The sequence below is a fragment of the Actinoplanes auranticolor genome, assembly GCF_018332655.1.
GTDB classification, from domain to species: Bacteria; Actinomycetota; Actinomycetes; order Mycobacteriales; family Micromonosporaceae; genus Actinoplanes; species Actinoplanes auranticolor.
On the sequence record NZ_BOQL01000032.1, the window covers coordinates 94,971 to 108,659 of the forward strand.

General features: G+C 72.6%; 12 protein-coding genes. 6 read left to right on the top strand and 6 right to left on the bottom strand.

Going from position 1 to position 13,689, the window contains the following annotated elements; translation table 11 throughout:
* Window positions 1-77 precede the first annotated feature (77 nt).
* Both Aau02nite_RS21160 and Aau02nite_RS21165 read left to right on the top strand, forming a co-directional pair.
* A complete protein-coding gene (locus tag Aau02nite_RS21160) occupies window positions 78-983 on the top strand; it encodes an LLM class flavin-dependent oxidoreductase (RefSeq protein WP_212990253.1) in 906 nt (301 codons plus the stop codon).
* A 109-nt stretch (window positions 984-1,092) separates the two neighbouring features.
* Complete coding sequence (locus Aau02nite_RS21165) at window positions 1,093-1,617, top strand: DUF3558 family protein (protein WP_212990254.1); 525 nt, start codon at window positions 1,093-1,095, stop codon at window positions 1,615-1,617.
* Between the two features lie 52 nt (window positions 1,618-1,669).
* Here the strand turns inward: Aau02nite_RS21165 and Aau02nite_RS21170 are convergent, their stop codons facing one another.
* Entirely contained in the window at window positions 1,670-2,860 is a 1,191-nt protein-coding gene (locus Aau02nite_RS21170; protein ID WP_212990255.1) for a beta-1,3-glucanase family protein, read from the bottom strand.
* A 320-nt stretch (window positions 2,861-3,180) separates the two neighbouring features.
* On the opposite strand from Aau02nite_RS21170, the gene Aau02nite_RS21175 reads away from it, so the two are divergent.
* Window positions 3,181-3,840, top strand: a complete 660-nt coding sequence (locus tag Aau02nite_RS21175; RefSeq protein ID WP_212990256.1) for a carbohydrate-binding protein — start codon at window positions 3,181-3,183, stop codon at window positions 3,838-3,840.
* Window positions 3,841-3,896: 56 nt separating this feature from the next.
* Here Aau02nite_RS21175 and Aau02nite_RS21180 read toward each other — a convergent pair whose 3' ends face one another.
* A complete protein-coding gene (locus tag Aau02nite_RS21180) occupies window positions 3,897-4,283 on the bottom strand; it encodes an Hsp20/alpha crystallin family protein (RefSeq protein ID WP_212990257.1) in 387 nt (128 codons plus the stop codon).
* 96 nt (window positions 4,284-4,379) lie between these two features.
* The gene (locus Aau02nite_RS21185) at window positions 4,380-4,796 is read right to left on the bottom strand and encodes a cupin domain-containing protein (RefSeq protein WP_212990258.1); all 417 of its coding nucleotides are present in this window, start codon (window positions 4,794-4,796) and stop codon (window positions 4,380-4,382) included.
* A gap of 53 nt (window positions 4,797-4,849) precedes the next feature.
* Here Aau02nite_RS21185 and dinB point away from each other — a divergent pair, with 53 nt between their 5' ends.
* Window positions 4,850-6,040: a DNA polymerase IV gene (gene dinB, locus Aau02nite_RS21190; RefSeq protein WP_212990259.1), complete on the top strand. Its 1,191-nt coding sequence runs from the start codon at window positions 4,850-4,852 to the stop codon at window positions 6,038-6,040.
* A 5-nt stretch (window positions 6,041-6,045) separates the two neighbouring features.
* Here the strand turns inward: dinB and Aau02nite_RS21195 are convergent, their stop codons facing one another.
* Window positions 6,046-7,293, bottom strand: coding sequence for a YbiU family protein (locus Aau02nite_RS21195; RefSeq protein ID WP_212990260.1), 1,248 nt, complete (start codon window positions 7,291-7,293; stop codon window positions 6,046-6,048).
* 65 nt (window positions 7,294-7,358) lie between these two features.
* Between Aau02nite_RS21195 and Aau02nite_RS47410 the strand changes: the two genes are divergently transcribed.
* Both Aau02nite_RS47410 and cobF read left to right on the top strand, forming a co-directional pair.
* Window positions 7,359-8,471: an ROK family transcriptional regulator gene (locus Aau02nite_RS47410; RefSeq protein ID WP_212990261.1), complete on the top strand. Its 1,113-nt coding sequence runs from the start codon at window positions 7,359-7,361 to the stop codon at window positions 8,469-8,471.
* A gap of 237 nt (window positions 8,472-8,708) precedes the next feature.
* Window positions 8,709-9,470: a precorrin-6A synthase (deacetylating) gene (cobF, locus tag Aau02nite_RS21205; protein ID WP_212990262.1), complete on the top strand. Its 762-nt coding sequence runs from the start codon at window positions 8,709-8,711 to the stop codon at window positions 9,468-9,470.
* Here the strand turns inward: cobF and Aau02nite_RS21210 are convergent.
* Window positions 9,467-10,063 carry a dihydrofolate reductase family protein gene (locus tag Aau02nite_RS21210; RefSeq protein ID WP_212990263.1) on the bottom strand — a complete coding sequence of 199 codons (597 nt, stop codon included), beginning with the start codon at window positions 10,061-10,063 and terminating at the stop codon, window positions 9,467-9,469. The two genes, cobF and Aau02nite_RS21210, sit on opposite strands and share 4 nt — an antisense overlap.
* Before the next feature lie 46 nt (window positions 10,064-10,109).
* A complete protein-coding gene (gene cobN / locus Aau02nite_RS21215) occupies window positions 10,110-13,661 on the bottom strand; it encodes a cobaltochelatase subunit CobN (RefSeq protein WP_212990264.1) in 3,552 nt (1,183 codons plus the stop codon).
* Window positions 13,662-13,689: the final 28 nt, after the last annotated feature.

Below are 13,689 nucleotides of genomic sequence, written 5' to 3' on the forward strand. Positions count from 1 at the left end.
CCTGTGCCCACATTGTGCACCGCGGGCTCCGTCCGACCCGGTGGCCCGCCCGGCGGGCGGGCAGTACGGTGAACCGCATGTTGATCAGCTGCGGCTGCCCGGTCTCCGGGGTGTGGGCGGATCCCCTGTCGCTGACCGGGTTCGCGATGCGGGCCGAGGAGCTCGGCTACCACGGCCTGTGGTCGTTCCAGCGGCTGCTGGCCGGCGACGGCCAGCAGCTGCAGCCGGTCTACCGCAGCGTGCTCGATCCGTTGCTGGCACTGACCTACGCGGCCGCCCGCACCACCGACATCCGGCTCGGCGTCGCCGTGATCAACCTGCCCTACCTCTCCCCCACCTACCTGGCCAAGCAGGCGAGCACGCTCGACGTGCTCTCCGGCGGCCGCTTCGATCTGGGTCTGGGCACCGGATGGTCCGAGGTGGAGTTCGTGGCGACGGGCTCGGACCCGAATCCCCGCGGCCGCCGCACCGAGGAGTACCTGCGCGTGCTGCGGGCCCTGTTCACCGGTGAGCACGTCGCCTTCGACGGGGAGTTCTACACCGTGCCGCCGAGCGTCATGGCTCCCGCGCCGGTGCAGCCCGGTGGCCCGCCGATCCTGCTGGGCGGCACGGCGGACGTCGCGTTGCGCCGCGCCGGACGGATCGCCGCGGGCTGGGTCAGCAGCAGCCGGGCGAGCCTGGCGGACATCGCCCGGGGCGCGCAGATCGTGCGGCGCGCGGCCGAGGAGTCGGGGCGGGACCCGGACGCCCTCCGGATCGTGGTGCGCGGGGTGGTGAAGGCCGGGCTGCGCGAGGACGGCGTGCCGCTGTCGGGCACCTGGGACCAGATCCGAGCCGGCGCCCAGCTCTACGCCGAGGCCGGCGTCACCGAGCTGTTCTACGACCTGAACTGGGACCCGTTCATCGGTTCACCGCAGGCCGACCCGCGGGCCGCCGGCGAACGGGCCGAGGAGATCCTCTCCGCCCTCGCCCCGAACGGCTGAAGTTCTCCCGCCTCCGTGCCATCCGGACGCATTTGCCCTTCCGGTGCCCCGGCGGGAACCGGCAACCTGGCCGCACGCCGCACCGCGCGGCGAGAACCCAGGGAGAGCCATGGACTACCGCCGCCCATTCGCCGCCCTCGTCACCTGTCTCGCCCTGACGGGCTGCGGTGCCGGGGAGCAAGCCTCGACGGCTTCCCCGCCGGCCGCCGCCTCGGCGGCGCCGTCGCCGACCGCCGCCAGTGGACTGGGTGACTCGGTCAAGGACGCCGGTGACATTCCGGATCCCTGCACGCTGCTCAGCAAGGAACAGGTCACCGAGCTGACCGGGCGGAAGATCACCCGGATCGACGAGGACGGGCTGCCCCGCGGTGACACCAACCGCTACTGCCAGTGGCAGCAGTCCGGCGGGCAGCTGGCCGTCTTCCTGAACCGGACCACCGAGCCGGACTTCACCGTCACGATCGCCGGGGCCACGCCGGTGAACGACGTCGGCGAGCGGGCCTTCCAGCTGGCCGGGCACCTCTACGTGCTCTACGGCACGGTGGCGATCGACGTCTACAGCCGCGGCGACAGCGATGACGAGAACCTGGCCGAGGCGGCGGCGGTGGCCCAGGTGCTCATTCCGAAGATCTGAGCGACGGGTACGGCGCACCGGAGGTGTCCCGGTGCGCCGTACCCGGCCGGTCCTACTCGAACGGCGTGAGCGTGATGCCGATCGCGGTCGGGTCACCGCTGTGCACCAGCGACTCCTGGTTCGCCACGTCGTCGAAGGCGAACGCGTACGCCTTGCCGTCGACCATCTGCTCGTGGATCACCTTGTTGTACAGGTTGGTCGGCTCGTTGCGGTAGAACGTCGACGCGTCCGTGCTCGGCTCGACGGCCTGGGTGCCCAGGGTGGTCCGCTGCAGCGCCGCACACAGGCTGCGCGCGATCGGGCCGACGACCAGGTCGTTCGGGGCGCCGAGGTTGCCGTCGCAGCCCCACACGTGCGCGGTGGTGGGCTTGGTGAACGTCGCGACCTGCGCGCCGGTGGCGTCGGTGAAGGTCATGACGTCGCCGCTGGTCCGGCCCTTGAAGATCTTGTCGGGCTGGTCGGCGAAGGGCTTCACGGTGAGGTCGGTGTTCTCGTACGCGGCCCAGGCCCGGTCGATGTAGGACGCCAGGTAGTTCGGGTCGAAGTCGCCGCCGTCGGCGCCCTTGCCGGGAGCCAGCACGCGCAGCACGGTGCCGTCGGCGCGGGTCCGGACGAGACCGCTGAACGAGGCGTCGGCCTTCATGGCGTCGATGACGGCGTTGCGCCCGCCCGGCTTGAGCTGACCCGTGACCGCGGTCTTGCCGTCGGAGCCGGTGACGCTGACCGCGTGCGGCACGGCGAACATGTCGACCTGCGAGCTGTTCAGCCAGATGCCGGAGTCGTTGTAGGTGAACTCGCTCCAGTCGAACAGGATGTCGCTGTTGGGGTCGCCGGCCGCCCACGGCGCGGGCTGCACGAGGCCGCCGTCCTGGCTGATCTTGAAGTCGAGCTTGTCGCCGAACGACATGTACATCCGGCCGGAGAGCCCTTTGGGCACCGGGATGGTCTTGCTGGCGCCGTTGGCCGGGCCGGCGATCGACACGTCCGGCGCCGGCGCGGGCGGGTTGGCACCGCCGGTCCACGGGGTGAAGGTGCCGGCCTCGGTGACGTAGCCGAGCTTGCCGTCGCTGACGCCCAGCACGTAGAGGTGGGTGGCTTCGCCGCGGCCGGAGTTGTTGGTGACGGTGAGCGGGAGCAGGTCGGGGCCGGTGGCGGCCTGGGCGGTGGGGATCACCGCGACGGCGGCGGGGATGGCGACCGCCGCGACGACGAGCCCGAGGAGAGATCTGCGGTTGAGACGCATGAGCACCTAACTGTCGGCCCCCGGATGACACCGGCCCGGCGAGAGGACATCCGCGCGGGAGGGATCCGGCGTCGGCCGGGCCGCTTCGGGGGCGGACCAGGGAAGGGGGGTGCGTCCCGGCCATTACGCTCCGCTGTCGCTGAGAGCGCTCTCACCGAGCTTGGTACGGCCTCCCGGAGATGTCAACCGGTGATCGCCGCCGATGTCCGCGCCGTTATCACAGCCCGCACCGCCCGGCACTTCGGGCTGTTACCGCAGCTCAGCGTCCATGGTCGACACTTTTCGAAAAAGGCGGGCGGCTGCGTTATCCTGCTGAGCCGATGACTACTCCAGCCTCCCCGCCGCCCGGCGTCTATCACTCCCGGTCGCGGGTCACCCGTACCCGGCTCGCGCTCGCCGCGGCCGGCTTGGCCCTCGTCCTGCTCGGCTACCTGATCGGGCGGCTGCAGGGAGGTCCGGACACCCCCGCCGCCGCCGTGGCCGCCCCGCCACCGGTGGCGTCGTCGCCCGCCGAGTCGGCCGCCCCGACGGCCGAGCCGTCACCGTCGGCGAGCGCCCCGGCGCCCGGCGGCATCGACGCCTACGCGGTGATCCAGGCCGAGACGGCCGCCGGGCAGCAGGGCACCCAGTTCCAGGAGACCGAGGACGAGGGCGGCGGGCAGAACATCGGCTGGATCAGCAACGGCGACTGGCTGCGCTTCGACGAGGTGGAGTTCGGCACCGAGCCGGCCACCGAGGTCGCCGTCCGGGTGGCCTCGGACGTGGACGACGGCGGCGGCCGGATCGAGATCCGCCTGGACAGCCCCGCGAACGCGCCGGTCGGCTCCGTGCCGGTCGAGGACACCGGCGGCTGGCAGGAGTGGCAGTCCCGCAGCGCGGACATCGAGCCCACCACCGGACGGCACACCGTGTTCATCACTTTCGCCCGCGACGACGACGCCGAGTTCGTCAACCTGAACTCCTTCGCGTTCGTCCACTGACGCGCCGGGGCCGCGCACCTCGATCGGTACGCGGCCCCGGGAGAAACACCCGACCGTCAGGCGGCGGCAACCTCGAACTTGCGCGGCTTGGCCTTCTCGGTCACCGGGATGCTCAGGGTCAGCACGCCGTTGTCGTAGCGGGCATCGAGCCGGTCGGTGTCCAGCGAGTCGGACAGGAAGACCTGCCGGCTGACCGGACCCATCGGGCGCTCGGCCACGACGTACTGCACGCCGTCACGCTCGGCGCGCTTGCGCTGGGCGCGGACGGTGAGCACCTTGCGGTCGACGGTGATGTCGATCCCGGCCGGGTCGACGCCGGGCAGGTCGATGTCGATGAAGAACGAGTCACCCTCGCGGTAGGCGTCCAGGCGGGCACCGGCGCTACGGGTGGCGGAGTCGAAGACGCGGGTGGTCAGGCGGTCGAAATCGGTACGCAGCACCATGGGGATTCCTCCGGTTCAAGATTGAGCGTGTTGCACTCAACCTTCATAACCGGGGTGCCCCCCTGGTACTTCCTGGAAGGCCCGTGAGCTGCGACACTAGGCCAGCCGGAAGTCGGCGAAGTCGAAACCCGGCGACACCACGCAGCTCACCAGCACGGGCTCCGAGCCGGCCGGATACGCGCTCTGCCACACCCCGGCCGGCACCAGCGCCTGCGGGTTCTCGGCAGTGAGCACAACCGTCTCGCCACCCTCGACCGGGTCGGGACCGGCACCGCCGTAGCGCAGCTCCAGCGAGCCCGAGTGCAGGAACCACAGCTCGTCGGAGGCCACCACGTGCCAGGCGGAGAACTCGCCGGGCTGGAGCAGGAAGTAGATGCCGGTGGCGGCGGCGCGCGGGCCCGCGTACCCGTCGGGCCTGATGGTGACCGCGGACCGGAAGGTCTCGCGGTACCAGCCACCCTCGGGGTGGGGTTGCAGATCGAGCTTCTCGGCCAGCGGGGGTCGGGTCGTCATGCCCCCCATCCTCGCGCGTCGCCGTATTCGAACATGTGTGCGAAGATGACGCGGTGTCCGACCAGGCGACCATCCTGCACGCCGACCTCGACTCGTTCTACGCGTCGGTCGAGCAGCGGGACGACCGCGCCCTGCGGGGCCGCCCGGTCCTGGTCGGCGGCGGCGTCGTGCTCGCGGCGAGCTACGAGGCCAAGGCGTACGGCGTCCGCACGCCGATGGGCATCGCCCAGGCCCGCGCGTTGTGCCCGCACGCCCTCGTGGTGCCGCCGCGCATGTCGGCGTATTCGGCGGCCAGCAAGGCCGTCTTCGAGGTCTTCCGCGATACCACCCCGATCGTCGAGGGCATCTCCATCGACGAGGCGTTCCTCGAGGTCGGTGGGCTGCACCGGATCAGCGGCACCCCGGCCGGCATCGCCGCCCGGCTGCGCGCCGAGGTCCGCGAGCGGGTCGGCCTGCCGATCACCGTCGGCGTGGCCCGCACGAAGTTCCTGGCCAAGGTGGCCAGCGCCGTCGGCAAGCCGGACGGCCTGCTCGTGGTGCCGCCCGGCGAGGAGCTCGCGTTCCTGCACCCGCTGCCGATCGAACGCCTCTGGGGCGTCGGCCCGGTCACCGCGGGCAAGCTGCGCGAGCACCGCATCCTGACCGTCGGGCACGTGGCCCGCATCGGCGAGGCCGCCCTGGTCACCATGATCGGCGCGCACGCCGGCCGGCACCTGCACGCGCTCTCCCACAACCGCGACCCCCGCCGGGTCCGCACCGGCCACCGGCGCGGCTCGATCGGCTCGCAGTGCGCGCTGGGCCGCCGGCCACGCCCGTTCGAGGAGATCGACGCGACGCTGGCGGCCCTGGTCGACCGAGTCACCCGCCGGATGCGCTCGGCCCACCGGGCCGGGCGCACGATCACGCTGCGGCTGCGCTTCGGCGACTTCACCCGGGCCACCCGCTCGCGCAGCCTGCTCAAGGCGACCATGCAGACCAGCGCCATCCTCACCACCGCCCGCCAGCTGCTGACCGAGGCCCGGCCGCTGATCGACGAGCGCGGCCTGACCCTGGTCGGCGTGGCGGTGGGCAACCTGGACAGCGACGGCGCGGTGCAGCTGGAGCTGCCGTTCGACGTACCGGTGGCGGACAGCCTGGACAGCGCGCTGGACGCGGTCCGGGACAGGTTCGGCTCGTCCTCGGTGACCCGGGCGGCCTCCCTGGGCCGCGACCTCAACCCGTCCGTGCCGATCCTGCCCGACTGACCCCCTCAGAGACCGAGCTGCGCGCGGCCCGTCGGGCTGAGCTCGTCGGCGGTCGGCCGGCCCGCCCAGTCGGCCTCGTAGTCCTCGGCCGCGAAGTCGCTCGGGCTGACGCCCCGGAGGAACGCCTGGCCGCACTCGGCTGCGTAGGCGGCGTTCTTCTCGCAGTACGGGCTGGCCGGGATGTACATGACGTTGCCCCAGCCCTGCTGGTCCCGCACCGCGCCGACGGAGTGGATCATGTCGCCGTGCCACCAGACCGTGTCGCCCGGCTCGACCGCGGGGATCGGCGTCAGCGCGGGCATCAGCGCCGGGTGCCAGCGCTCGCTGATCGGCAGCGCCTGGCCGTTGGCCGCACCGCACAGGTCGTCGTCGGCCACGTCGTCCTGCAGAGCCCGCAGCAGCAGGTAGGCCATCGCCGAGGGGATCGGCACGACGTGCAGCACACCCTCGGTCGGCGCCATGTCGGACAGCGCGGTCCAGCCCTGGAACGTCCGGAACGCCGAGCACATCACCGTGGAATCGAACTCGTGCACCTCGGTGCGGTAGGCCCCGTCCCACGGGTCGTACGCCTCGGGGTTGCCGGTGAAGACGTGCCGGAAGACGTTCTGGTATGCCGGGAGCAGCCACCGCTCGATCGAGCCGGAGTCGGTGTGCGCGGACAGCCCGGCCGAATCGGTGCCGGGCTCGCGGCGCCGGACCCGGTCCGGGTACGCCGTGTCGCGGGTCGGGTCGAACCAGACCCGGCCCTCGGACTCGTGCTTCCAGAAGGAGTTGAGGAAGCCGCGCACGGCGACCATGTTCTCGTCCTGGCGGGCCTCCATCTGCGGGCGCGACCAGTAGATGGGGAAGATCGACGGCTTGCTCGCCGACAGCCCGCCGAAGATGCCGTCGTCGAGGTAGCGGTACTTGCCGGCGAAGTCGTTGCGGTCCAGGTAGGACACCAGCTCGGCGTCCCAGCCCTCGGCCCGGTCGCGGCCGAAGGTGCCCTTGACCACGGCGCAGCCGCGGCGGCGTACCGCCTCGACGAGCTCGGCCGGCACCGTGCCGGCGGCGATGTCGGCGAACTGCACGACCGGCCAGACCTGCTCGCCGCGCTCGCGCTGCGCGACCACCTCGGCGACCTCGGCCCGCACCGCGGCCTCGGCCCGCGCGAAGGCGCCGGTGACGTCGCCGACCCGCTTGCGCAGCTCGGCCTTGGTCTCACGGATGGCGCGGGGGATGTCGTCCGGGGCGGTGTGCATCGCTGCCTCCATTTGATTAGGTCACCTTACTAGAACCTTGTCCTAATGTAGGAGATCCCACCCGAAGATCACAAGAGGTGACGGTGAACGACGTCAGCCGGGCACTGCCGCAGACGGTGCTCCGTGCTGCCACGGACCGGCGCCTGCTCGACGAGACGATCCGCCAGGGCCGCACCACCCGGGCCGAGCTGGCCGACATGACGGGCTACTCCCGGCCCACCGTCTCCGAGGCCGTCCGGCGCCTGGTCGAGGGTGGTCTGCTCGACGCCACCGGCCTCAAGGAGACCGGCCGCCGCGGACGCATCGGCACCTTCTACGAGCTCGGTGCGCGGGCCGGCTGGGTGCTGGCGGTGGAGCTGGACCAGTCCGGCGTCCGGGCCCGGGCCGCCGACCTGGCCGGCCGCACCCTGGACGAGCACCGGCGCCCGGCCGGCGCCCCCGGCGACGTGGACGCGCTGGTCGCCAACCTGCGGGCCGCCGTCGGCGCCTTCCCCGGCGGGCCCGGCCCGCTGCGGGCCGTCGGCATCTCCATCGCGAACCCGGTGCACCCGGTCACCCACGAGGTGGTCCCGCTGGCCGGCACGCCGTTCCCCGAGGGCCTGCTCAGCCCGGCCGAGCTGATCGGCGATCTGGTCCCGGCCCCGATCCTGGTCGACAACGACGTCAACCTGGCCGCGCTGGCGGAGCACCGCGCGGGCCGGGCGGTGGGTGAGGCCAGCTTCGCGTACGTCTACGTCGGCGCCGGGCTCGGCGTCGGGCTCTACATCGGTGACCAGCTCATCCGCGGCGCGCACGGGCTGGCCGGTGAGATCGGCTACCTGCCGGGCGCCGGAGCTCCGACGATCGCCGCTGATCTGGCCGCGGGTGGGCTCGGCCGCTCGGACGCCCCGTCCAACGACGTGGCGGCGGCGCTGGAGCTGCTCGATCGCGGCGACGAGCCGGCGTTGCGGGTGCTGGCGGCGGCGGTGGCCCGGGCGATCATCTCGGTGGCGGCGGTGGTGGATCCGGCACTGGTGCTGCTGGGAGGGCCGGTGGGGACGCACCCGGCGCTGCTGCCGCGGGTGCGGGCGGCGATCTCGTTCCCGGGACCGACGCGGGTCGAGCACGGGACTCTGGGCACGGAGGCGGCGCTGCACGGGGCGTTGCAGTTGGCGCTGGAGCACGCCCGGGCGGCGGCGGTCGCCGTCTGACCGGCGGGCCACCTCGGCCGTCGTCGTCCCCGGCTTCCGATTTCCCGGCGTGCGACTTCCCGGCGTCCGGCTTCCCGGCGTGCTGCTTCTCGGCGTCCGGCTTCCCGGCGTCCGGCTTCCCGGCGTGCTGCTTCTCGGCGTCTGGCTTTCCGGCGTTCGACTCGCTCCGGGCCGGCTTGCGGCCTTCGGCGTGGGCCTGCGGTCGGCGCGTCGGTGGCGTGCGGCAGACTGCTGGGCGTGCGGAAGATCTACGTCATCGGGATCGGCGCGGGCGACCCCGACCACCTGACCCTGCAGGCAGCCAAGGCGATCGGCCGGACCGACGTGTTCTTCCTGCTCGACAAGGGCGACACCAAGGAGAGCCTGATCGAGCTCCGGCGCCGGATGCTGAAGGCGTACGCCCGCCCCAGCCGGCGCATCGCCGAGGGCCGCGACCCCGACCGGGACCGCACCCCCGCCGACTACGAGGGCACGATCGCGAACTGGCGGCACCGCCGTTCCGAGGTGACCGAGGCGCTCATCCGCGAGCACCTGCTCGACGAGGAGACCGGCGCGTTCCTGGTCTGGGGTGACCCGTCGCTCTACGACTCGACGATCAGCATCCTGGACGAGATCCTGGCCCGCGGCGAGACCACGTTCACCTACGAGGTCATCCCCGGCGTCAGCAGTGTCTCGACGCTGGCGGCCAAGCACCGGATCGGGCTGAACCGGGTCGGCCGCCCGTTCCAGGTGACCACCGGCCGGCGGCTGGCCGAGCAGTGGCCGGCCGACGTCGACGACGTGATCGTGATGCTGGACGCGCACCAGACGTTCGGCGGGGTGGACGCCGAGGGCGTGGACATCTACTGGGGTGCGTACCTCGGCACCGAGGACGAGCTGCTGATCTCTGGCCCGCTGGCCGAGGTGAGCGACGAGATCCGCCGGGTCCGCGCCGAGGCCCGCGAGCGGCACGGCTGGATCATGGACACGTACCTGCTGCGCCGCCGCGACGCCGGTTAGGCCGACACCCGGTCGTACACCAGGCAGAGCGCCCCGGTTTCCGACGGCCTCGTGTCGGCGAGCGCCCACGTGGAGGCGGGGAGGCCGTCCTCCAGCAGTCTGGCGCCGCCACCGACCACCGCCGGGCACAGCGTGATGCACAGCCGGTCCAGCAGGTCGGCGCCGAGCAGGGCCCGGATGATGCTGCCGCTGGCCAGCACGATGATGTCCCCGCCGGCGCCGACCCGCAGCTTGCGGACCTCACCCGGCAGGTCGCCGGCCACGATGCGGGAGTTCTCCCAAGACGCCCCGGTCAGGGTCGTGCTGAACACGACCTTCTCCGTCCGGTTGAGCCAGGCCGAGAAGGTCCGGTCGCGCTGATCCGCCTCGGGGTTGCCGGCGACAGCCGGCCAGTAGCCACCGAAACCCTGATAGTTCTTGCGGCCCAGCAGCACAGTCGTGGCCGGCTCGGTCACCCGGATCATGTGGTCGCGGGCGGCGTCGGTGACGGCGTGCGGCACGATCCAGCTCATGTCGTAGTCGCCGCCGACGCCGGTGGTGCGGCCGTCGAGGGACAGCGAGATGTTGCCGACGACGCGGCGGTTGCTCTTCATACCCCTGGGTCGGAGTCACCGGCGCCGGCTCGACACGGATGGCGCACTATTCCGCGTCGCCTTCCAGGTCGCCCTCAGTCTCCAGGTAGACCTGCTGCAGCGCGGCCAGGGTCGCCGGCTCCGGAGACTCCCAGAGCTTGCGGTCCGCGGCCTCCAGCAGCCGTTCGGTGATGCTGTGCAACGCCCACGGGTTCGACTGGGTCATGAACTTCTGATTGTCCGGGTCCAGCACGTAGCTGGCCGCGAGCTGCTCGTACATCCAGTCGGCGACCACACCCGCCGTCGCGTCGTAGCCGAACAGGTAGTCGACCGTGGCGGCCAGCTCGAACGCGCCTTTGTAACCGTGCCGGCGCATCGCCGCGATCCAGCGCGGGTTCACCACGCGGGCGCGGAAGATCCGGGCGGTCTCCTCGGTGAGGCTGCGGGTCTTGGTGGCGTCCGGGTTGGTCGAGTCACCGATGTACGCCGCCGGCGCCCGCCCGGTCAGCGCCCGCACCGTGGCGATCATGCCGCCGTGGTACTGGAAGTAGTCGTCGGAGTCGGCGATGTCGTGCTCGCGGGTGTCGATGTTCTTGGCCGCGACCTCGATCCGCTTGTACGCGGTCTCCATGTCCCCGCGCGCCTCGACCCCGTCCAGCCCGCGCCCGTAGGCGAACCCGCCCCAGACCGCGTACACCTCGGCCAGGTCGGCGTCCCCGCGCCAGTTGCGGCTGTCGATCAGCGGCAGGATCCCCGCGCCGTACGCGCCGGGCCGCGAGCCGAAGATCCGGGTGGTCGCCTGCCGCCACGTCTTCTCGGCGCCGACGTCGGCCAGCGCGTGCGCCCGGACGAAGTTCTGCTCCGGCGTCTCCTCCAGCGCCGCCACCAGGCCGACCGCGTCGTCCAGCATGGCCACCACGTGCGGGAACGCGTCGCGGAAGAAGCCGGAGATGCGCACGGTCACGTCGATGCGGGGCCGGCCCAGCTCCGCCAGGTCGATCGGCTCGATGCCGGTCACCCGGCGGGAGGCGGGATCCCAGATCGGGCGTACCCCCATCAGGGCGAGGATCTCGGCGATGTCGTCGCCGGCGGTCCGCATGGCGCTCGTGCCCCAGGCGGAGAGGCCGACCGACTTCGGCCAGTCGCCGTAGTCCGCGCGGTAGCGGGTCAGCAGCGACTCGGCCATCGCCTGCCCGGTCTCCCAGGCCAGCATGCTCGGAATGGCCTTGGGGTCGACGGAGTAGAAGTTGCGGCCGGTCGGCAGCACGTTGATCAGGCCCCGCAGCGGCGACCCGCTCGGCCCGGCCGGCACGTAACCGCCGTCGAGGGCGTGCAGGACGTTGGTGAGCTCGTCGGTGGTGCGCGCGAGCCGGGGCACGACCTCGGTCGCGGCGAAGCGCAGGACCTGCGCCACCGTCTCGTCCGCGGTGACCCGGTCGGCGGCGGCGGGCTCCCAGCCGGCCTCCTCCATGGCGGCGACCAGCGCGTGCGCCTGCGCCTCGACGGCGTCGGTCTCGGCGGTGGAGGCGCCCTCGGCCAGGCCCAGCGCCTCCCGCAGGCCGGGCAGCGCGGCCACCTGACCGGCCCACATCTGCCGGGCCCGCAGCATGGCGAGCACCAGATTGACCCGGGCCTCCCCGCTCGGCGCGGCCCCGAGGATGTGCAGGCCGTCGCGGATCTGCACGTCCTTGATCTCGCAGAGCCAGCCGTCGACGTGCAGGATGAACTCGTCGAACTCCTCGTCGTCGGGCCGGTTGTCCAGGCCCAGGTCGTGGTCCATCTTGGCCGCCTGGATCAGGGTCCAGATCTGCGCCCGGATGGCCGGCAGCTTCGCCGGGTCCAGCGCGGCGATGTTGGCGTGCTCGTCCAGCAGCTGCTCGAGGCGGGCGATGTCGCCGTACGACTCGGCCCGGGCCATCGGCGGGATCAGGTGGTCGACCAGCGTCGCGTGGGCGCGCCGCTTGGCCTGGGTGCCCTCGCCCGGGTCGTTGACCAGGAACGGGTAGATCAGCGGCAGGTCGCCGAGGGCCGCGTCGGTGCCGTCGGAGGCGGACATGCCGACGTTCTTGCCGGGCAGCCACTCGAGGTTGCCGTGCTTGCCGACGTGCACGACCGCGTGCGCGCCGAACTCGTCGGCGAGCCACCGGTAGGCCGCGAGGTAGTGGTGGCTCGGCGGCAGGTCGGGGTCGTGGTAGATGGCCACCGGGTTGGCGCCGAAGCCCCGGGGCGGCTGCACCATCACGACCACGTTCTCGTCGCGCAGGGCGGCCAGCACGATGGCGTCGTCGTCCACGTACAGCTCGCCGGGCGCCTCGCCCCAGTGCCGTTCCATGGACTCGCGCAGGTCGGCGGGGAGCGTCGCGAACCACTCCCGGTAGGCCGAGCCGGCGATCCGTACCGGATTGCCGGCGAGTTGCTCCTCGGTCAGCCAGTCCGGGTCCTGGCCGCCGGCCGCGATCAGCGCGTGGATCAGCTTGTCGCCGTCGCCCTCGGCGACGCCCGGGAAGTCACCGACCCGGTAGCCGCGTTCCCGCATGGCCTGCAGCAACCGGACCGTGGAGGCGGGCGTGTCCAGCCCGACCGCGTTGCCGATCCGGGAGTGTTTGGTCGGATAGGCCGAGAGCATGACCACGATCCGCCGCTCGGCCGGCGGGATCTGCCGCAGCCGGGCGTGCGCGACCGCGATGCCGGCCACCCGGGCGGCCCGCTCGGGGTCGGGGACGTAGACCGAGAGGCCGTCCGGGTCGATCTCCTTGAACGAGAACGGCACGGTGATGATCCGGCCGTCGAACTCGGGGATGGCCACCTGGGTCGCCGCGTCCAGCGGGGAGAGCCCGTCGTCGCTGGCCTCCCAGGCGGCCCGGCTGCTGGTCAGGCACAGGCCCTGCAGGATCGGCACGTCCAGGTCGGCGAGCACCCCGACGTCCCACGCCTCGTCGTCGCCACCCGCGGAGACGGTGGCCGGCTTGGTGCCGCCGGCCGCGAGCACGGTCACCACCAGGGCGTCGGCCTTGCGCAGCTCGGCGAGCAGCTCGGGCGAGGCGGTGCGCAGGGAGGAGGTGAAGATCGGCAGCGGCCGCGCGCCCTTGCCCTCGATCGCCCGGCACAGCGCCTCGACGAAAGCGGTGTTCCCGGCCATGTGGTGGGCGCGGTAGTAGAGCACCGCGACGGTCGGGCCGGTCTGGGCGCTCGCCTCGCGCGGGAGCAGGCCCCAGTCGGGGGCGGGCACCGGCGCCGCGAAGCCGTGCCCGGTCAGCAGGATCGTGTCGGAGAGGAAGTCGTGCAGGGCGGCCAGATTGTCGGCGCCGCCGTAGGCGAGATAACCGTGGGCTTCCGCGGCCACACCCGCGGGCACGGTGGAGAGCTTCATCAGGTCGGCGTCCGGCGCCTGCTCACCGCCGAGCACCACCACCGGGACCGGCCCGGCGAGCAGTGCGTCGAGCCCTTCCTCCCAGGCCCGGCGCCCGCCGAGGATCCGCACCACGACCAGGTCGACCCCGTCGAGCAGCGCCGGCAGATCGGCGACCTGCGTGCGGGCGGGATTGCCCAGGCGATAGGCGGCCCCGCTGGCCCGGGCGCTCAGCAGGTCGGTGTCAGACGTCGACAGCAGCAGAAACACGGCTCTCCCCTCGGGGTCCGCGCCCCGG